Source organism: Hongsoonwoonella zoysiae (assembly GCF_013266695.1).
Lineage (GTDB): Bacteria > Pseudomonadota > Alphaproteobacteria > Rhizobiales > Stappiaceae > Hongsoonwoonella > Hongsoonwoonella zoysiae.
The window spans coordinates 872677-890249 of sequence record NZ_JABRXF010000001.1 but is presented as its reverse complement, the minus strand read 5'-3'; the positions used below and the strand labels follow the sequence as shown (position 1 = coordinate 890249).

General features: G+C 61.6%; 19 protein-coding genes and 1 pseudogene. 8 read left to right on the top strand and 12 right to left on the bottom strand.

Features of this window, described 5'->3' with window-relative positions:
- Positions 1-94 precede the first annotated feature (94 nt).
- Positions 95-568 carry a GNAT family N-acetyltransferase gene (locus tag HPQ64_RS04130; protein ID WP_172887095.1) on the top strand — a complete coding sequence of 158 codons (474 nt, stop codon included), beginning with the start codon at positions 95-97 and terminating at the stop codon, positions 566-568.
- 10 nt (positions 569-578) lie between these two features.
- Here the strand turns inward: HPQ64_RS04130 and HPQ64_RS04125 are convergent, their stop codons facing one another.
- On the bottom strand, positions 579-1619 hold the full coding sequence (locus HPQ64_RS04125; RefSeq protein ID WP_172887094.1) for a DUF2125 domain-containing protein: 1041 nt from the start codon (positions 1617-1619) through the stop codon (positions 579-581).
- Positions 1620-1820: 201 nt separating this feature from the next.
- On the opposite strand from HPQ64_RS04125, the gene HPQ64_RS04120 reads away from it, so the two are divergent.
- A complete protein-coding gene (locus tag HPQ64_RS04120) occupies positions 1821-2384 on the top strand; it encodes a gamma-glutamylcyclotransferase (RefSeq protein WP_172887093.1) in 564 nt (187 codons plus the stop codon).
- Here HPQ64_RS04120 and HPQ64_RS04115 read toward each other — a convergent pair.
- From HPQ64_RS04115 to ftsE, 5 genes are all read right to left on the bottom strand, one after another.
- On the bottom strand, positions 2375-2749 hold the full coding sequence (locus HPQ64_RS04115; protein ID WP_172887092.1) for a hypothetical protein: 375 nt from the start codon (positions 2747-2749) through the stop codon (positions 2375-2377). The genes HPQ64_RS04120 and HPQ64_RS04115 overlap by 10 nt on opposite strands.
- Before the next feature lie 146 nt (positions 2750-2895).
- On the bottom strand, positions 2896-3714 hold the full coding sequence (locus tag HPQ64_RS04110; RefSeq protein WP_172888499.1) for a lysophospholipid acyltransferase family protein: 819 nt from the start codon (positions 3712-3714) through the stop codon (positions 2896-2898).
- Between the two features lie 21 nt (positions 3715-3735).
- Positions 3736-4500 (bottom strand): YdcF family protein, encoded by a 765-nt coding sequence (locus tag HPQ64_RS04105; RefSeq protein WP_210260081.1) that lies wholly within the window; start codon positions 4498-4500, stop codon positions 3736-3738.
- Positions 4501-4574: 74 nt separating this feature from the next.
- The gene (locus tag HPQ64_RS04100) at positions 4575-5642 is read right to left on the bottom strand and encodes a cell division protein FtsX (protein WP_210260080.1); all 1068 of its coding nucleotides are present in this window, start codon (positions 5640-5642) and stop codon (positions 4575-4577) included.
- Positions 5635-6294, bottom strand: a complete 660-nt coding sequence (gene ftsE / locus HPQ64_RS04095) for a cell division ATP-binding protein FtsE (RefSeq protein ID WP_172887091.1) — start codon at positions 6292-6294, stop codon at positions 5635-5637. The genes HPQ64_RS04100 and ftsE overlap by 8 nt, the downstream gene beginning before the upstream one ends.
- Before the next feature lie 318 nt (positions 6295-6612).
- On the opposite strand from ftsE, the pseudogene HPQ64_RS20785 reads away from it, so the two are divergent.
- From HPQ64_RS20785 to HPQ64_RS04075, 4 genes and pseudogenes are all read left to right on the top strand, one after another.
- Positions 6613-6711, top strand: a pseudogene (locus HPQ64_RS20785) (zinc-ribbon domain-containing protein); the annotation flags it as partial.
- A 60-nt stretch (positions 6712-6771) separates the two neighbouring features.
- Positions 6772-7518 carry an FxLYD domain-containing protein gene (locus HPQ64_RS04085; protein WP_172886370.1) on the top strand — a complete coding sequence of 249 codons (747 nt, stop codon included), beginning with the start codon at positions 6772-6774 and terminating at the stop codon, positions 7516-7518.
- Positions 7518-8096: a hypoxanthine phosphoribosyltransferase gene (gene hpt, locus HPQ64_RS04080; RefSeq protein ID WP_172887090.1), complete on the top strand. Its 579-nt coding sequence runs from the start codon at positions 7518-7520 to the stop codon at positions 8094-8096. The genes HPQ64_RS04085 and hpt overlap by 1 nt, the downstream gene beginning before the upstream one ends.
- Before the next feature lies 1 nt (position 8097).
- Positions 8098-8493, top strand: coding sequence for a response regulator (locus HPQ64_RS04075; RefSeq protein WP_172887089.1), 396 nt, complete (start codon positions 8098-8100; stop codon positions 8491-8493).
- 77 nt (positions 8494-8570) lie between these two features.
- Here the strand turns inward: HPQ64_RS04075 and HPQ64_RS04070 are convergent, their stop codons facing one another.
- The 4 genes from HPQ64_RS04070 to argH form a co-directional block, all read right to left on the bottom strand.
- Positions 8571-11183 (bottom strand): TIGR02302 family protein, encoded by a 2613-nt coding sequence (locus HPQ64_RS04070; RefSeq protein ID WP_172887088.1) that lies wholly within the window; start codon positions 11181-11183, stop codon positions 8571-8573.
- Positions 11184-11291: 108 nt separating this feature from the next.
- The gene (gene lysA / locus HPQ64_RS04065) at positions 11292-12566 is read right to left on the bottom strand and encodes a diaminopimelate decarboxylase (RefSeq protein WP_172887087.1); all 1275 of its coding nucleotides are present in this window, start codon (positions 12564-12566) and stop codon (positions 11292-11294) included.
- Positions 12567-12645: 79 nt separating this feature from the next.
- Complete coding sequence (gene lptM, locus HPQ64_RS04060; RefSeq protein WP_172887086.1) at positions 12646-12843, bottom strand: LPS translocon maturation chaperone LptM; 198 nt, start codon at positions 12841-12843, stop codon at positions 12646-12648.
- A 147-nt stretch (positions 12844-12990) separates the two neighbouring features.
- Positions 12991-14388, bottom strand: coding sequence for an argininosuccinate lyase (gene argH / locus HPQ64_RS04055; RefSeq protein ID WP_172887085.1), 1398 nt, complete (start codon positions 14386-14388; stop codon positions 12991-12993).
- Between the two features lie 37 nt (positions 14389-14425).
- Here argH and tlpA point away from each other — a divergent pair, with 37 nt between their 5' ends.
- Both tlpA and HPQ64_RS04045 read left to right on the top strand, forming a co-directional pair.
- Positions 14426-15097: a thiol:disulfide interchange protein TlpA gene (gene tlpA / locus HPQ64_RS04050; RefSeq protein ID WP_172887084.1), complete on the top strand. Its 672-nt coding sequence runs from the start codon at positions 14426-14428 to the stop codon at positions 15095-15097.
- Positions 15098-15197: 100 nt separating this feature from the next.
- Positions 15198-15749 carry a redoxin domain-containing protein gene (locus tag HPQ64_RS04045; RefSeq protein WP_172887083.1) on the top strand — a complete coding sequence of 184 codons (552 nt, stop codon included), beginning with the start codon at positions 15198-15200 and terminating at the stop codon, positions 15747-15749.
- Between the two features lie 15 nt (positions 15750-15764).
- Here HPQ64_RS04045 and HPQ64_RS04040 read toward each other — a convergent pair whose 3' ends face one another.
- Together HPQ64_RS04040 and HPQ64_RS04035 are read right to left on the bottom strand one after the other, a co-directional pair.
- A complete protein-coding gene (locus HPQ64_RS04040; protein ID WP_172887082.1) occupies positions 15765-15965 on the bottom strand; it encodes a hypothetical protein in 201 nt (66 codons plus the stop codon).
- Between the two features lie 52 nt (positions 15966-16017).
- Entirely contained in the window at positions 16018-17508 is a 1491-nt protein-coding gene (locus HPQ64_RS04035; RefSeq protein WP_172887081.1) for a class I adenylate-forming enzyme family protein, read from the bottom strand.
- Positions 17509-17573: the final 65 nt, after the last annotated feature.

Sequence of the window (17573 nt, the reverse complement as noted above, 5' to 3'; positions counted from 1 at the left end):
GATAAACGGTGCGGGCTCCGGCAAGCCGTCTTGATTGGCCGCGCCATCGCGGACACTCTTGCGGCAAGGTTCAATTTTCGGCTTCGGAGTTTCAATGACACACGTCGCAATCAAGTCACTCGGTCTGGACGACGCGCTGGCGCTAGCGCCATTGATCGCCGAATACGCCCAGGCGCAAAGGCGCGGCGCGCCGCGGCGGCCCGACCAGTATTATGCGGAACGTATCCTGAACGATCCGACGGCGAAGATGATCGGCGCTTTCGATGGCGAGCGGGCTATCGGCTTCGCGATCTATTTCGATCTGCCGGAAATCATCACCGGCCTCAGGATCGGGCAGCTCGACGAGATTTACGTGACGCCCGACGAACGGCGCAAGGGCATCGCCCGGAAAATGATCGAGGCGCTCGTAAACGAAGGACAAAGCCGCGGCTGGCTGGAACTGCGCTGGATCGTGCCCGGCAGGAACGAACCCGCGGTCACGCTCTACGACAAGATCGCGGAACCCGCCGGCTGGAAAGGCTACATCATCCCGATCGACCGCCTGGCACTGCAGCAAGCGGGAATGTAAGAGGCGGGCGTCAGAACGCCGGCGGCACCTTTCCGAGCGGGATAAGGCCGACGCGGGCGGTGCTACGGTCGAACGTAACCGTGACTTCGGCGGTTTCCTCACCGTCGATTTCCGATTTAGCGCCGAAGCCCTGCAAAGCTCCCTGCAGGCTTTGCGGAATGTTCGACCCTGGGGGGAAAACGGGGCGAAGTACCTCGGAAAGCTTGTCGACACCTGCGACCTTGAGCTCCAGCGTCCCGTTCAGCAACCCATCGTCGTCGAGGCCCAGCGATCCGCCCCCGGCAAGCGTCGTCTCGCCGCTTTTCAGCCTCAGATCCGTGATTCCGATACCGCCGGGCGCCCTGAGCAGGGCGGCCAGCGGTTCCGAAGGCCGGCCGGCAAGAAGAGACGCCGCATACGGCAGGTGCAGCACCAACTTGGCATCAAGGGGCGCGATTTCGCTTCCCGCCCGGATCTGCGACAGGCTCAGCGCGACATCGACCCCCGACGCGGTGTCTGAAGCGCGGCGGATATGAATTTCCCCGCTTTGCGAAACCATACTGAACGGCGCGGCGCTGCCTGCCGTCAGGACCAGCTTCGGCGCTTCGAAGATGGCATCGGCCCGCCCGAGCGCATCTTCCTGGAGGCGCACGCTCGCCCTTGCCGTCTCCCAGCCGGCAGACAATGCCGGCATGGACAGACTGCCGCCCGCGCGTCCGGGCGATACTTCGAGCGGGGCATCCGCCTCGAAAATCAGGTGGCGGGGATTATAGGCAAGCACGACCGCCCTGAGTCCGGCAAGCGTCAGCCTCGCCCCGGCTGCATCTCCCGCCTGCAGGGGAGCGCAGGTCAGCTCGAACCGGAAGGGAAAGCCGCCTACGGACTGATTTGAGCAGGCGAATTCGCCGCCGCTTGCGCTTGCCGTCTTCCTTGAATTTGCAAGCACATCGACAATTGCACCGCGCGCGACGGCCCAGTAAGTGGTCCAGGCGCCAATGACGACGGCGACAAGGAGACCGAGAACGATATAACCCCTGCGGGATGGCTTTCGGGGAAGGCTTTTTTCGGGCATGGGCGCTTCGCGGCCTTTCGTGGCATCGATGCTTTCAATGTCTCATTTCCTGCGAAGAAGCATGCAGGGCGGCGGGATGCAAGCGGCAGGTGGCATACGATGATTTTATCGGCGCGACCGAGCCTCCCCATTGCACGGACCGCTTGCCCTTGCTACCTCCCAAGCACCTGAAACGCGGTATCAAGAAAGCGGAAAACGCGAATGCAGGATTTGTGGGTCTTCGGATACGGGTCGCTGATGTGGCGGCCCGGTTTTTCCTATGAAGAGGCCGTTCCGGCGTTATTGCATGGCGCGCATCGTTCGCTCTGCGTCTATTCCTGGGTACACCGCGGCACGCGTGAACGACCCGGCCTGGTTCTCGGACTCGACCGCGGCGGAGCCTGCAAGGGAATGGCGTTTCGCGTAGCCGCCAAAAACCGGGAAGAGGTGATCGCTTACTTGCGCGAGCGCGAACAGGTGACCATGATCTACAAGGAAGCGACCCGTGCATTGAGGCTGGAGGACGGGTTTGCCACACGCACGCAAGCGCTAACGTTCCTTGTGGACCGGGAGCACGATCAATATGCCGGCGTACTGCCGCGCGAAAACCTGCTGCATGTGGTGAGGGGCGCGCAAGGCCAGTCGGGCGCGAACCCCGAGTATGTCATCAATACGGCCAACCACCTGGACCAGCTTGGCATTCACGATCCGGTCCTATCGTGGCTTTCACGGAAATTGGCGGGGGATGCCGCAGCGAAAGAAAGCGGCCTTCGGGCTCAGCCGTAGGCTTTCAGAAGATCGTCCAACGCCGCTTTCCTGTCGGATGCGCCGCTTGCGAGAAGGTGAACATAGGCACGCGCATCGGCAAGCTTGCAACTGAGAGATAAAGCACCCCGGCGCTTGCCGTCGCGATCGATCTCACCGATCCATGGGTTGCCGCTTCTGGCGGCGGCATCGGCAAGGGCTTCAAGCACAACGACGGCGTTGGGATAATCCTCGATCGTTTCCACCGGTACTGACGAGAAAAGATAGCGGCGTCCCGAAGCACCATAGAAATAGCGATAGCGATCGCCGAGACCGAGCATGCGCGCCACCTGCGGCGCTTCGTCTCTCTCTTCGCTTGTCGACAATTCAAGGGCTTGTTCGCTCATCCTGTTCCCTGAAGCTTTTCGCTCCTCGCCGGATAAATCCGCATTCAACTCAAGATCCGGACTATAGAACAAAAACGGAACAACAACCAACCGCTATCATGGATCTCATTGCAACATATCAAGAAGTGGCGACTTTTCCTGCCGATTCAAGAGTCTGCGGGATCCCGGACATGCCGGGCGGGGAGTATTTTCCCCCGTTCTTGCCACCTTTCGGCAACGCGATCGAGAACCGGTAGGTCAGGGTTGGCCACGGCAGCCTCCTCGATCAGGCGGTCCGAAACGGTCTCGATTTCCCGAACCAGCGTTTCTGAAAACTCACTCTGGGGCAGGCCTGGCTCTATGGGCGGGAGGATTTCGAAAACGACCTTTCCGGGGAACCGCAGAAAACCGCGCCTCGGCCAGAAAAGCCCGGTATTGAGCGCTACGGGAAGCACCTTGCAGCCCAGTTCCTTGTACAAATGCACCACACCATATTTAAACTTCGGCTCCGCACCCGCCGGTCTGCGCGTTCCTTCTGGAAAAATGAGGATCTGTCGTCCTTCGTCGATCGCTTCGCGCGCGTGCTTCGTCATGGAGGTGAGTGCCTGCGACCTCTTGCCCCGGTCCACCGGTATCTGTTTCAAGCGTGAGGTGTACCAGCCGAAAATCGGGATATAGCGAAGTTCGCGCTTAAGGATGAACGTCGGATCACGGAACAAGGGCACGAGGGCGAAGGTTTCCAGCGCGGACTGGTGCTTGGCCGCGACAATGAACCCGCCTTCGGGAATATTCTCTCGACCGCGCACCTCCAGTTCGATCCCCGCGATCCACCGAAGCGCGCTGATATTGAGCCGCGCCCAGAATGGTACGACATGCCAGCTCCACCGGCGCGGCAGCAGCAGCACGGGCAGCCAGACGACCATCAGAACCAATGTGGAAACATAGAAAGCGGCGTTGAAAAGAAGCGAACGCAGAGCAAGCATCAGGTGGTCCGGAATCGAGCACGGTCAGTCGGAGGTCAGGGATGCCGCCTCGGTCGTCCCAAGGTCGAGCCGCGCCTCCGTGCGAAGCCTTGCAACGATATACTTCACATATTCCCGCAATAGAAGCCGGGTCGTCGCCCCGTCGAGATACCAATGGTTGACATCGAGATCATCACGCACCACCGGATATGGCACAAGCGTGATGTTCGGCATCGCCGCCTGAAGTTCCAGAAGCGATCGCGGCATGTGGTACGAACTTGTGACCACAAGCAGTTCCGAAAAGCCTTCGCGATGCGCCCATTTCGCCGTCTCGCGGGCATTCTCGGTGGTGTTCAGCGCCTCGCGGTCCAGATCGATGCAACATTCGAACAGTGTCATGTCGCTGTCCGTCATCCGCACGATCTGCTCGCGTGTCGTCTGCGGATGGACACCGCTTATCAAAAGGCGCTTGGCCTCGCTTGCCTTGAAAAGATGCAGGGCCTGTGTAACCCGATCGCTTCCCCCGGTAAGCACCACGATCCCGTCACTCGAAAGGACCGCCGGCGGCGCGACTTCGGCAACCATCGAAGCGAAGCGGAGAAAGCTTCCCACGAACAGACCGAACCCCAGGAAAACGGCCAACACCATAACCGCAACTACAACCCTCAGAAGACCGGACGCGCGCGTTTTCCTGCGCGTCGCAGGCAAGGCCGTGCGCGCGTCATGCGCCGAATCCCCATCGAACTGGTGATCCGTCGGGACGGAAGTTGCACCCGGTTCGACCATGCCTTCTATGCGATTCCTTCTCATTGGCTTCTGGTGTTGACGGACCATGCTATGTGATTCGGGCTTAAAAACGGCATCAAAGCGTTGGGGTTTGGACCCTAGTCAAGTTGCGCAAGATGCATGTGAACCGAAAAACGGGACGTTATAGCGGTCAGGACGGTCACGAGGAAGATCACCGCGAGGATACCAAGGTAGCCGGCAGGGCCTACCGAGAGGTCTCCGAAAAGCACTGTCGCCTGCTCCACGCCCGGCAGGGCGGAACGCCGATCGGCCAGAACGTCGAGACCGATGAAAATAACGCAGGCTATAGCGCCGCCGATTATTCCGCCCTTTAATCCCAAGAGCAGGAAATGGCGCTGGAACTCGCGGGCGATAAAGCTTTCCTCGGCGCCGACGAAGTGCAAGACCTCAACGACCTCCCGGTTGCCGGACATTGCCGCGCGTGTTGCGAACACGACCGAGAGTACCATCGACCACAACACCAGCACGAGTATCGCAAATCCGGCGATCACCACCGCATTCGCCATCGATGCCAGCCTGTCCGTCCACGCCGAATGATCGTCGAGGCTTCCACCGGCGATCTCCCGCGACACCGCTTGCCGCAGGGCGGCAAGATCCAGGGCTTGGGGGTCGTCGACCGAAACCTTGATCAGGCGCGGCACAGGCAGGGCGTCCAGATCCAGACCGTCGCCCAGCCATGGCCTGAGCAGCTCCCTGGTTTCGGCATCGGAAAGGGCGTGCACCGTGCCAACGCCCTGGAACTCCTGCGCCAGCGCGATCGCCTTGTCGATCTCGCGCAGCATGTCGACGCCGTCGGCCGGGCGGATCTGGATTGTCAGTTCCCGGGTGATTTCATTCGCCCAGTCGTCAGCCGCTTCGCGCACGATCGCTACGGAACCGACCGTAACGCATGCCAGAAAGCTCATGATGGCGACGACGAGAGTGAGCGCACGCCCGGCAACGGCCTGCGGCGGTACAATCGCCGCGGGAGGGCGCAATCCGCCGCTGCGCCGCTTGGCCCTGGCTTGCCCTGCTGCGACAGGGGGACGGGGAGGCTTTCCCGCTTTCGTGTTTTTGCGCGGGCGCTGACGCACCCCGCCGCTCTGCCTGGCGGGACTTTCCTGCGCGGCTTGAGTTGCAAATAGCGGTTTTCCCGTCTTAGTCATGGATCGAAAGCCGCCCTTCGTTCAGGATCATGCGCCGTGCATCGACCTGTTCCATTAGCGCAAGATCATGCGTGGCGATCACGACCGACGTTCCAAGCCGGTTGAGCTCGATGAACAGACGAAGGAGCCTGCGAGCAAGTGGCGGGTCCACGTTGCCCGTAGGCTCGTCGGCGAGCAGAAGTTCGGGACGCGTGATCAACGCCCGCGCGATTGCCGCGCGCTGCTTCTCACCACCTGACAGCACGGGTGGAAGCACATGCATGCGCTCACCAAGGCCCACCCATTTCAGCAATTCTATCACGTCCGAGCGATAGTCGCTTTCCTCCTGTCCCAGAACACGCAACGGCAAAGCCACATTTTCGTAAGTTGTCATATGGTCGAGCAGGCGAAAATCCTGAAACACGATGCCGATCCGGCGCCTGAGCCCCGGAAGCTCGGATTTCGAAACGGCCGACGTATCGCGGCCAAACGCGTTCACGATGCCGCGGGTCGGCTTCATCGACAAAAAAAGCAGGCGCATAAGCGATGTCTTGCCCGCGCCGGATGGGCCCGTCAGAAACTGAAAGGATTGCGGCTCGATGCTGAATGTCAGGTCGCGCAGGACCTCGGATCCCATCCCATACCGCAGACCAACGTTTTCAAAGCGAATCACTGTGCGTCCTCATTAAGATTTTCGTAACCTAGAGGCGGCGCGTTAACGCTTCATTAATGATATGAATGCGTCATGGCATTGGAAATGCGCGTTGCCGAACCGAATCGGCAGCCTGACCAGAACGAGCTGCGGGCACTCGGGTTTGCCGCCTGTTAACGCCCGCGCGGGCATAACCGACGGGATACACTGGTGCATCCGGCCTACGAGCGAACGCAGGGCGAATACACTGGAACTTGATATGCGATCGGCTTTCCGACATCCGGATCGCACCCGGATCCGGAACGACCGATCCAGCCGAAGAGGATCGGGTCTTCCGCAATGAAGATCATCTGTCCAAACTGCTCAACTGCATATGACATAGAGCCCGAATCGCTCGGCACATCCGGCCGCTTGGTAAAATGCACAAGGTGCGACAAACGCTGGCATGCGTCGCCGGACGACGATCCTGTTGAAAATAACGAACCAGGCGTCGCGGATTTGCCCCTTGAGGCAGGCGGCGGTGCGGCCGATGAATGGGTGGAAGCCGCTTCCGGCAGCATCGAAGAGCAAGCCGATTTCAAAGCCGGAGCGGGCGCGCCGGAGGACACGGCCCTTCCCGCAACGGGCACCGATGTCCAGGAAACAATCGCCCAGGCTTACGCCAGCGAAGCACCACAAAAACCAAAGGATATAGAAAGCCAGGCGAAAAAGCCGAAGGTGAAGGTCAGGCGTCGCCGGGAGAAAAGGCCGCGCGAGGGACGGGCGTTTTCGAATATCAGATCGGCAACCAAGAAACTGAAGCTGCAGCGTGTTGCCGGAACGTTCGTTTTCGCGCTGGCGCTCGCGGTCGCGGCGCTGTCGGTTCAATTCCGAGCGGAAATCGTCGCACGAGTCCCGGACCTTGCCAGCCTTTATCAGCTGGCGGGGTTGGAAGTTAACCTCAGGGGGCTCGCATTCCGCGACCTGAGGACATTCCGCGAGCTGGAAGACGGGTCGGTGGTGCTGGTGATCGAGGGGACGATTGAAAATCCAACCCGAAAGCCGACATATGTTCCAGCAGTCCGTCTTGCATTGCGCAGCGAAGATGCCCAGGAAATCTATGCCTGGATCGTCGAACCGCGGGTCAGGCAGCTCGAAGCGGGCAAAACCACGCGTTTCCGCACCCGGCTTTCCACGCCGCCGGATCTTGCCGCGGACATTCAGGTCCGCTTCACCGACCGGAAGAACAGGCAGGCAAAGCTCTGATGACTGGAGCTCCGCATATAGAAGTTCTTTACGACGAGGCGGAGATCGCCCGGCGCGTCGAGGCGATTGCCCGCGAAATCGCCGATTCCGAGCCGGTTAGCCTGCTGGTCGTCGCCGTCTTGAAGGGAAGCTTCATCTTCGCCGCCGATCTTGCCCGGGCCATGCACGATGTCGGCCTGGCGCCCGAAATGGAGTTTATTCATCTTTCCAGCTATGGGGCGGGCACGAAATCATCGGGCGAAGTCAAGATCCTGCGGGATGTCGAAAGCGACGTTTCGGGACGCGACGTGATACTCGTGGATGACATTCTCGAAAGCGGGCGCACGCTGGCCTACGCGAAGGACCTTCTGACTGATCGCGGCGCAAGATCGGTGAAGGTGGCAGCGCTTCTCGACAAGCCGCATCGCCGCATCGCCGCCATCAATGCCGACTACGTGGGGTTCACCTGCCCGGACCGATTCGTCGTCGGCTATGGCATGGATATGGGGCACAAATGGCGGCAATTGCCATTTATCGGTCATGTGATCGTCGAAGAGGATGACGGCAGAAGGCCGCGTGATTCGAAAACGGGGACGTAAAATGGCGCGCATTCTTCTGGCAGAAGACGATGAGGCGGTCCGCAGCTTCGTGAAGCGGGCGCTGGAACTCGACAGGCACACCGTGGTCGCCGCCGAAGACGGCGCGGCCGCCGCCGAGGTTCTTCAGGATGATGATGACGGCTTCGACCTGATGCTGTCCGACATCAAGATGCCCGTGATGGACGGGATCGCCCTTGCGCTTGTGGCTGCGCGCGACAAGCCCCAAATGCCGATTCTGCTTATGACCGGATTTGCCGATCAGCGCGAAAGGGCGAGCGGTCTTGACGGCCTCGTGCATGACGTCGTCACGAAGCCGTTCTCGCTTGCGGAAATCCGGCAGGCGGTGACCGATGCCATCGTCGGCATCAACCGAGACGAACGCCGTTTGATGGCGTGATCTGCAAACCTGCCACGAGATGCTAAAGGGCTCTCCAATGCTATGAGGCGGCCTTTGACAAGTCGTTTCGGCCTTCCTCACTGCCGCTCCAGCAGCCTCTCCAGATAATCCAGCTCGAACGGCGGGCGGGACGGATCGGAGAAGCGGCGCCGCAGCTCCTCGAGAATACGGCGCGCTCGCTGGACGTCGATTTCGTCGGGAACGCGAACGCGGTCGCCGAAATCAGGTCCTTCGGTACGGCGCGGGCGGCCGAGCGGATCCTCGTCCAACGGGCTGCGTCCGCGCGCCAGGCCACGTCCCGGCCCCTGGCCCTGATCGCCCATCATCTGTTCCATCATGCCCTGGGCGCCCTGTCGCAATGCTTCCAGCGCATTGCCCTGCTCGCCAACGGCGTTACCCGTGTCGCCCCGGCCAAGTTCCTCGCCCGCGTTGCCCATGGATTCACCGGCCTGACCAAGCTGCTCGTTCGGCTGCATTCCGTTCTGCTCGAGCGCTTCCATGAGCTGCTGGAGCTGTTCGGCCAGATCGCCCTGCTCCTGCTGCAACTGCTGGAGTGCTTCCGCAAGTTCTTCAGGCGTCATCGGTCGGTTGCCTTGCCCCTGCCGACCCTGCTGCCCTCTCTGGCCCTGCTGGCCTTGTTGGCCCCTTTGACCCTGCTGACCCTGCTGACCCTGCTGATTCTGGTCGAAGCGGTGGGTCTGGTCCATCAGTTCCTGCTGACGCTGTATGATGCGGCCAAGCTCGTTCAGCGCCTCCATCATCTCCTGGTTCATGCCCTGCGGCATGTTCTGTTGGCGCCCAGCCTGAAGATTTTCCATCATCCGCTGCATCTGCGACAGCAGTTCGCGGGCCGCGTCGCGCGAGCCTGAACGCGCAAGTTCCTCGATCCGGTCCAGCATCTCGTCAAGATCCTGAGGTCTGAGCGACTGAAGATCCTGGTCGAACTGCTGCAGGGCATTGGGATTCTGCCGGAGCTGCTGCGCAAGGGACTGGAAATAGTCATTCATCGCCTGGCGAAGTTCCTCGGTCAGGCGTGCGATCTCCTCATCCGACGCACCTTCCTCCAGCGCGCGGCGCAAGGCCTCTTGCGCGTCCCTCAATCGCCGTTCCGCGACAGAGAGGTCACCATCCTCGATCGTCACGGCGACATCCCAGAGAAGATCCAGAACCTGCTTCAGGTCCTCATCCGTTTCCGCCTTCACAAGCTCGCGATAGGCAAAGCGGGTGCCGAGGTAGTGTTTCGGCTCCTCGAAGAAACGGTCGGGTGCGATCAGGAGTGCATCGAAAGCATCGATCGCCCGAAGCTGCGAATTGGCATCGAGCGCCAGTTCACGGCGCTGCTCGACGATGGCCCGCGCAAGTGGCTTCGCGAAGCGGCGCTGCGGCAGCGTGAAGCGGTGGGGCTCGGAGTAGCCTTCCTGGCCGGCCTGATCGCGCGCGCTCATCACCAGCTCCACTTCGGAGCCCGCCCAGGGATGGGATGTCAGGTCCTGGTAGGTCTCGCCGGTGCCCGACCTGCGATCGCCCGTCGGCAACGAAAGGGGAAACTCCGGAGCTTCCGCAAGAGGGCGCGGATTTGCCGAATTTTCGCGTTCCGGCCGCGCGACCGGGCGTATCCGGGCGGCTGCGGAGACGACGCCATAGTCGTCCTTGACGCGGTAGGTGAATTTCAGGCTGCCGCTGAACTGCTCCTCGGGATCGTCGAGAAGCCGGATTTCCGGTTGCCTGTCCGGTTCGACGGAAAACGCCCATTGCAGGACGGGCGTTCCGCCATCGCTGATAAGGACGCTCCCGTTTTCCTCGATCACCGAACGCCGGTCGACAGGTTGCGAGGGATCGGTGATATCGGCGGCGTCCAGCGGTTCGATAGGCTGCGCTTCGCCTTCGGTGCCGATGAAACTGACGGCAACCGCGTCGCTTCCTTGCGAACGGATCACGAGCTCGCTGCCTTCCGGAATGCGTATGGCCGATGACGGATCGCGAAGTTCCGCAGTGGCCCCGGTCAGGAATATCGGCGGTCTTTCCGTGTAGACGGGTGGTGTAATCCAGGCATCGATACGTGTCGCAACGCCTGCTGTGTCGGCTTCGGCGGGAAACAGATCGAACAGGCGCGACCAGCGGTCTTCTCCGCTTGAAACGAAACCGACCACCAAAAGCATGCCGGCGAGCGTTCTGAGGCCATAAGGGTCGGCGCGGAACGCACCCGGGCGCGGCCAGCCGGCTTTCAGCGACTTCAATGTTACCGCCATGCGGCGCCGGTGCGCCTCCCAAAGCGCCTGAGACTGTGCATCTCCGCGGCCGCCGGCCAGTTCGTCCTCGATCGCCTTGACGGGGCGATGACGAACGCCGGATTCCGTCTCGACGCGATGCAACGCCTTGTCCCGGCTCGGCCAGCGCACTTTGCGCAACGGAAGAACCGTCCAGACGAATGTGGCGGCGAAAAGCGCAAGCGCTATAACCCTTAGCCACACTGGAAGGAAAAGCCAAACTCCCGTCCAGGACAGTCCCACATAAAGACCGGCGACGACGAGAACCGGCACGAGAAGAGGCCAGAACCCTTCCCAGAAGAGCGCAAGTCTGCTTTGCAGGATCAGCCGTGAAAGCTTGCTTTCGTACGCCCGGGCAAGGTCGGGACCGGCCGGTTCCGCATCGCGCGAGGGGTCGGCTTCGGCCTTATGCGTATCGGTCACGCCGCTCTCCGTGTCATTCGCGGGTCAGGCCAAGCCAGCCGCATCCGCCGAAAGACAATAGGGTGGGGCATCTCTATGGCTTCGGCAAGGCGCATCGAGCGCCCGGCATCAAGATTCGGAGAGCCAGCCGGGAATACGGTCGAGGTCGATAAGGTCCTGATGGCTCGGGCGCGGGCGCACGACGGCGAATTCCCCTTCCTTTACGAGCACTTCCGGAACAAGCGGGCGGGAATTATAGGTCGATGCCTGCACCGCACCATATGCACCGGCGGAAAACACGGCCAGAAGATCGCCCGGCAGGACATCCGGCATTTCGCGGCCGAGCGCCAGATAATCGCCCGTTTCGCAGACCGGGCCCACCACATCGGCGGTGATTCTGGGCCGGTCCAGCTTGTCGAGGGCGACGGGGCGAACCTCGTGATGGGCGTCGTAAAGCGTCGGGCGAACCAGGTCGTTCATCGCCGCATCGACGATGACGAAGGTCTTTGCCGCGCCCTTTTTCACGTAGATTACTCGCGTGACGAGGATGCCCGCATTTCCCGCGATCAGCCGGCCAGGCTCGAATATGATCCTGCAACCGAGCTTTTCGACATGCTTGCGCACGACGTCGGCATAGGCATCCGGGTGCGGAGGCGGCTCGTTGTTGTCGTGATAGGGAATGCCGAGACCGCCGCCGAGGTCGATATGCTCGATATCATGGCCGTCGGCGCGAAGCTGCCCGATCAGTCCGCCAAGGCGCGAAAACGCAGCATCGAATGGCTCGAGATCCGTGATCTGGGAGCCGATATGCATGTCGATGCCGTTCACCTCGATGCCTGGCAGCCCGGCGGCTTCCGCATAGACCTCGCGCGCCCGTTGCCAGGGAATGCCGAACTTGTTTTCCGCCTTCCCGGTGGAGATCTTGGCGTGGGTACGCGCATCAACATCCGGATTGATGCGGAGCGAAATCCGCGCGGTCTTGCCCTTCTGGCTGGCGATTTCCGAGAGCATCAGAAGCTCGGGCTCGCTTTCGACGTTGAAGCAGAGAATATCCTCGTCAAGCGCGTGGGCGAGCTCTTGCGGCGTCTTTCCAACGCCTGAAAACATGATCCTGTCGCCCGGCACACCCGCGGCGCGCGCGCGGCGCAACTCGCCTTCGGACACCACGTCCATGCCCGCACCAAGGCGGGCGAGCGTCGTCAACACCGCCTGGTTCGAATTCGCCTTCATCGCATAGCAGACAAGGGTGGGAATGCCCTTGAAGGCTTCTGAAAACACCGTGAAGTGACGTGTCAATGTCGCCGTCGAATAGCAATAGAAGGGCGTGCCGACAGCTTCCGCCATTTCCGGTATCGACACGTCCTCCGCGTGGAGGACGTCGTTCTTGTAGGCGAAGTGATGCACGCGCGTCGTCCTGATCTGTCGTCAGCCGGCGGGTTTGGCGGAACTTTCCCTGGAAACTGCCGGAAATCGTGTGGAATATTCAGATAATGGCGTCGAGAATGAACGGCGTGTCCCGTTTTCGCGGAGCATCCGGCTCAGCCTGCTCCGCGGTCGCCGGATCGGACACGACCGCCGGAGCCGACCTTGGGCGATCGAGCGAGCCGCGCCGTCCGCAGCCGGCAAGCGTCAGCGAGGCGAGAGCCGTCACGAGAACCAATAGCTTGAGTGCTTTCGTCACCGAATTCCACCCCCGGAACAAACCCGCTTCAGGCTGACCGCGTCAAGAAATGGCAGAGCATCCTGCCTGCAATGATTTCCTTGCACGTTCGGCGGCAGGATCGCAACCCTCTTGCTCACGGACAAATGAATCCGCCGCCAATGCCCGTCAGCCTTTCGCCGTCTCGCGGTCAAGCGCCTTCAGCCAGCGCCGCGCCTGCTTGCGCACGTTGACCGGCGATGTACCGCCGTAGCTCGTGCGGCTTCTCACGGATTTGTCGACGGAAAGCACGGAATAGACGTCGTCCGTGATGCGGTTGTCGACCGTTTGCATGTCTTCAAGCGAAACGCGGTGCAGATCGATGCCTTTTTCCGCCGCGACGGCGACGATGCGTCCGGTGATGTGGTGCGCTTCGCGGAACGGCATTCCGACAACGCGCACCAGCCAGTCGGCGAGGTCTGTCGCCGTGGAATACCCGGAGCCGGCGGCCTTTTTCATCGCCTTTTCGTTGGCTTCCAAGTCGCGGACCATGCCCGTCATGGCGGCCAGAGCAAGCGACAGGCTGGAGAGCGCGTCGAACGCCTGCTCCTTGTCTTCCTGCATGTCCTTGGAATAGGCGAGCGGTAGGCCCTTCATCATAACGAGAAGGCCCGTGAGCCCGCCGTAGATACGGCCGGATTTCGCCCGCACCAGCTCGGCTGCGTCCGGGTTCTTCTTTTGCGGCATGATGGACGAGCCGGTCGAGAATTTGTCCGACAGGCGAATGAAGCCGAACTGGGCGGAGCACCAGATCACGATTTCCTCCGCCAGCCGCGAAAGATGCATCGCGGCGATCGACGCATTCGAAACCGCCTCGATCACAAAATCGCGATCGGAAACCGCATCGAGCGAATTCGCCGTCGGCCGGTCGAAGCCGAGCGCGGCAGCCGTCATTTCCCTGTCGATCGGGAACGACGTCCCGGCAAGCGCTGCCGAACCGAGCGGGCATTCGTTCATCCGTTTCCTTGCATCGCGCATGCGCGAACGGTCGCGGGCGAACATCTCCACATAGGCCATCAGGTGATGGCCGAAGGTCACGGGCTGCGCCGTCTGCAGGTGCGTGAAGCCCGGCATGACAGTGCCGGCGTATTCTTCCGCGCGCGTCGCAAGCGCCCTTATAAGGTCGGTCAACTGCTCGTCGAATGTATCGAGCGTATCGCGCACCCAGATGCGAAAATCGGTCGCAACCTGATCGTTGCGCGAGCGCGCGGTATGAAGCCGCCCCGCGGCCGGGCCGATCAGGTCCGCAAGCCGGGCTTCCACGTTCATGTGAATGTCTTCAAGCGCCCGGGAAAAGGCGAATTCACCGCTTTCTATTTCGGAAAGGATCGCGTCGAGGCCTTCGGCGATCTTGTCCGCGTCGTCCTTCGACACGATATTGCCTTCAGCCAGCATGCGCACATGGGCCTTCGAGCCGGCGATATCCTGCCGATAGAGCTTGCGATCGTAGTCGATGGAGGCATTTATCTCCTCCATGATGGCGTCGGGCCCCTCGGCGAATCGGCCGCCCCACATGCGGTTGCTCATGAACGTATCCTTCGGGATAGGATAAAACGGAAAGACAATGACGGACGTGACGAAAACCCGCTCCCGCCGACTGATGGCATTCACCGCGCTCGGCGTGACAGGACTGGTCGCGATCTCAAGCGCGGTATACGTGATCGGCGGGGTGAATGGCAATGTTTTGCCGGGCGGGAGCGCCTGCCAGGCCGCACTTTCGGCGGGCAAGGCGGGCAAAGCGGCCGCAACGGGAGAGGTTGCCGCGTTCCTTCCGGCGAAACAGCCGTTAAGCGTTGCCGATCTTTCCTTTCAGGACGCGGACGGCAAGACGATTACCATCGCCGATTTCAAGGACAAGACCCTGCTCCTCAATCTCTGGGCGACCTGGTGCGCACCCTGCCGGAAGGAAATGCCCGCGCTCGACCGGCTGCAGGCGGAACGCGGCGGTGAGGATTTCGCGGTGGTTGCCGTCAGCGTCGATCGCGGTCCGCTCGAGAAGGCGAGAAAATTCCTTGAAGACATGGGCACCGATGCTCTCACGCTTTATGCCGACAACACGATGGGCATCTTCAACGAGCTGCGTTCGCGCGGGCGTGCCGCCGGCCTTCCCACGACCATGCTGATAGACGGCGACGGCTGCGAGATCGGCTCGATGTATGGGCCCGCCGAATGGTCGTCCGATGATGCCAAGGTGCTTATCGACGCGGTGGTAACGGCACAGGACAAGCCTGCCTGATCCGGCCCGGGAACGCGAAAACGTGATCGGGATTGATATGCGGAGTCGGCCTAATCCCGTTCATTAGGGCGAAAGCTTTCCCTCAAGATGCGAGGCTCCGGTGAAACTGCGCGACGCTCCCCCGCTTGAAACCCTCTGCTGGCTGAATTCCCGCAGCGACATTACGCTGGAGCAACTCAGAGGCAAGGTCGTCATGATCGAAGCCTTCCAGATGCTTTGTCCGGGGTGCGTCTCGCACGGCCTGCCGCAGGCCATGCGCGTTGCGGAAACATTCAGCCCGGAGGATGTCGTCGTCCTTGGCCTGCACACTGTCTTCGAACATCATGAAGCGCAGGGAACACGTGCGGCACTGGAAGCGTTTCTGCACGAATATCGCGTGAAATTTCCGGTTGGCATCGACCAGCCTTCCGGAAACGGCGGCGCACCGAAGACAATGACCGCCTACCGCATGCAGGGAACGCCAACGCAGATCCTGATCGACCGGCAGGGAAAATTGCGCAAGCAGCACTTCGGTGCGGAGGACGACCTTGCGCTTGGCGCGCAGATCATGTCCCTCCTGCGCGAAGGCGACCTCGAAGCCGCTCTTGCCGCCGGAAAAACGAACACGCAAGGCGCAAATTGCGACGAGGACGGCTGCCGCCTCGAATCGTGAGAGATGACGTTTCGGCTAGGCCGTAATGTCGACAACGCCACCGAGGCCCGGTGCAGGTGCGCTTTGCGCCACCGTCTGCAGGGCTTCGCTCGCCTGCTCTACGAGTGTTGCGATATTCGCAGCCTGCTGCTGGTCCTGCTTGACGAATTCCGTGGCAAGCGCATTGCGGGTTTGAGCGGCTGATGAAACGGCGAGGCTCGCGGCGACACTGGACATAAGTTACTCCTGCTTTCGCAGGCGAAGTTTGCAACTTTCGGTAAAAGCGGCGTTAGCCCTCCTTCAGGGCACGCCGCAACACCTTGCCGCTCGGCGTGCGCGGCAGGGTATCGACGAACCGATAAACCTTGGGGCGCTTGTATTCGGCAAGCCTGGTGGCCGCGAATTCGCCAAGCGCGCTTTCGTCGCGCGCCGCACCCTCGCGCAATACGACAAAGGCCGTGACAAGGGCAATTCCATGCCCGGCCTGGATATCGGTTACCGCCACCTCGGCGACGTCGGGATGAGCCGATAGCGCAAGCTCCACCTCCTGCGGGGCGACACGGTAACCAAAGGCGTTCATCACGTCGTCGGAGCGCCCGCCGTACCAGACGTAGCCGTCCGCGTCGATACGTGCGAGATCGCCGGTCACGAACCATTCTCCGTGAAACACGGAAGCCGATTCATCCGGACGCCGCCAATAGCCAAGCATCAGACCGGGATCGCTCTTATGGACCGCAAGCAAGCCTGTTTCGCCGGGCGGAAGCGGGCTTTCGTCTTCGCTCTCGGCCGAAAGGACCGCAATTCGCCTCCCGGCCTGCGCCTTGCCCGGACTTCCCGGCTTCGTCGGCGTATCCGGCCCGGAGGAGATGTAGGTGGAAATCTCACTCATTCCGAGTGCTTCATAAAGCTGACGGCCAGTACGCTCCACCCAATCTTCATGCAGAGCGGGCGACAGCGCCTCGCCGGCGGTCAACCCGTGTCGCAGCGAGGGAAACGAGCTTTTCGAGACATCCGCATATTTCAGGATCCTGCGGTAGAGGCTCGGTACGGCGGCAAAGAGCGTGGCCTTCGCCGCTTCCATCAACTGCGGCCAGACATGCGGATCGCGCGGACCGTCGTAGACGATGCTGGTCGCGCCGTTAGCCCATGGGTCCATCAGGCCGACGCCGAGCGTATAGGTCCAGTTGAAGGCGCCTGCGTGTAGCAGCCTGTCCGTTGCGGAAATGCCGTACCAGCCCGCATACATCGGCCGCCGACCCCATGCCGAGCGATGGGCGTGCAAAACGCCCTTCGGGCTGCCGCTCGTGCCGGATGTGTAGACGAGAAAAGCCGGATCATCGGCGGCGGTTTCCGCGAACGGGCCGGGCTCGGAGCTTTTCAAGCGGGTGAGGCCCTCCGCATCGACCACCGTCCTCCCCTCAAGGTGCGAGGGAAGGCTTACCGTGCCATCATGCACGACCAGCGCGGCATCGGAGTCCTGCAGGATCCTGTCGCATTCCTCTGCAGTCAGCATGCCGGATGTGGGGATCGGCACGAGCCCGGCGGCGATCGCCCCGAAGAAGACGATCGGGAAATCGCTGGTGTGCCCCATGCGAAGTAGCACGCGCTCGCCTCGTGGCAGATCAAACCCGCTCAAGCCACCGGCGACGCGCAGGATCGCATCGCCGATTTCCCCATAGGACCAGCTTTCCTTGACAGCACCTCCCGGCCCGAGCACGACGAGTGCTTCCGCGTTCGGGTCAGGATCGGCGTTGGTCAGGCAATAGCGGGCGAGGTTCATGGGAGGCGCGTCCGGTTTCCGTCAACGAATGACATACCTTCGCGTGAGGAAAGAAAAAACCCTCC

Bases quoted from the DNA above. Each gene is read 5' to 3' on its own strand.
- HPQ64_RS04130 (WP_172887095.1), top strand. From the start codon at position 95: ATGACACACGTCGCAATCAAGTCACTCGGTCTGGACGACGCGCTGGCG.
- HPQ64_RS04125 (WP_172887094.1), bottom strand. From the start codon at position 1,619: ATGCCCGAAAAAAGCCTTCCCCGAAAGCCATCCCGCAGGGGTTATATC.
- HPQ64_RS04120 (WP_172887093.1), top strand. From the start codon at position 1,821: ATGCAGGATTTGTGGGTCTTCGGATACGGGTCGCTGATGTGGCGGCCC.
- HPQ64_RS04115 (WP_172887092.1), bottom strand. From the start codon at position 2,749: ATGAGCGAACAAGCCCTTGAATTGTCGACAAGCGAAGAGAGAGACGAA.
- HPQ64_RS04105 (WP_210260081.1), bottom strand. From the start codon at position 4,500: ATGAGAAGGAATCGCATAGAAGGCATGGTCGAACCGGGTGCAACTTCC.
- HPQ64_RS04100 (WP_210260080.1), bottom strand. From the start codon at position 5,642: ATGACTAAGACGGGAAAACCGCTATTTGCAACTCAAGCCGCGCAGGAA.
- hpt (WP_172887090.1), top strand. From the start codon at position 7,518: ATGACTGGAGCTCCGCATATAGAAGTTCTTTACGACGAGGCGGAGATC.
- HPQ64_RS04075 (WP_172887089.1), top strand. From the start codon at position 8,098: ATGGCGCGCATTCTTCTGGCAGAAGACGATGAGGCGGTCCGCAGCTTC.
- argH (WP_172887085.1), bottom strand. From the start codon at position 14,388: ATGAGCAACCGCATGTGGGGCGGCCGATTCGCCGAGGGGCCCGACGCC.
- tlpA (WP_172887084.1), top strand. From the start codon at position 14,426: ATGACGGACGTGACGAAAACCCGCTCCCGCCGACTGATGGCATTCACC.
- HPQ64_RS04040 (WP_172887082.1), bottom strand. From the start codon at position 15,965: ATGTCCAGTGTCGCCGCGAGCCTCGCCGTTTCATCAGCCGCTCAAACC.
- HPQ64_RS04035 (WP_172887081.1), bottom strand. From the start codon at position 17,508: ATGAACCTCGCCCGCTATTGCCTGACCAACGCCGATCCTGACCCGAAC.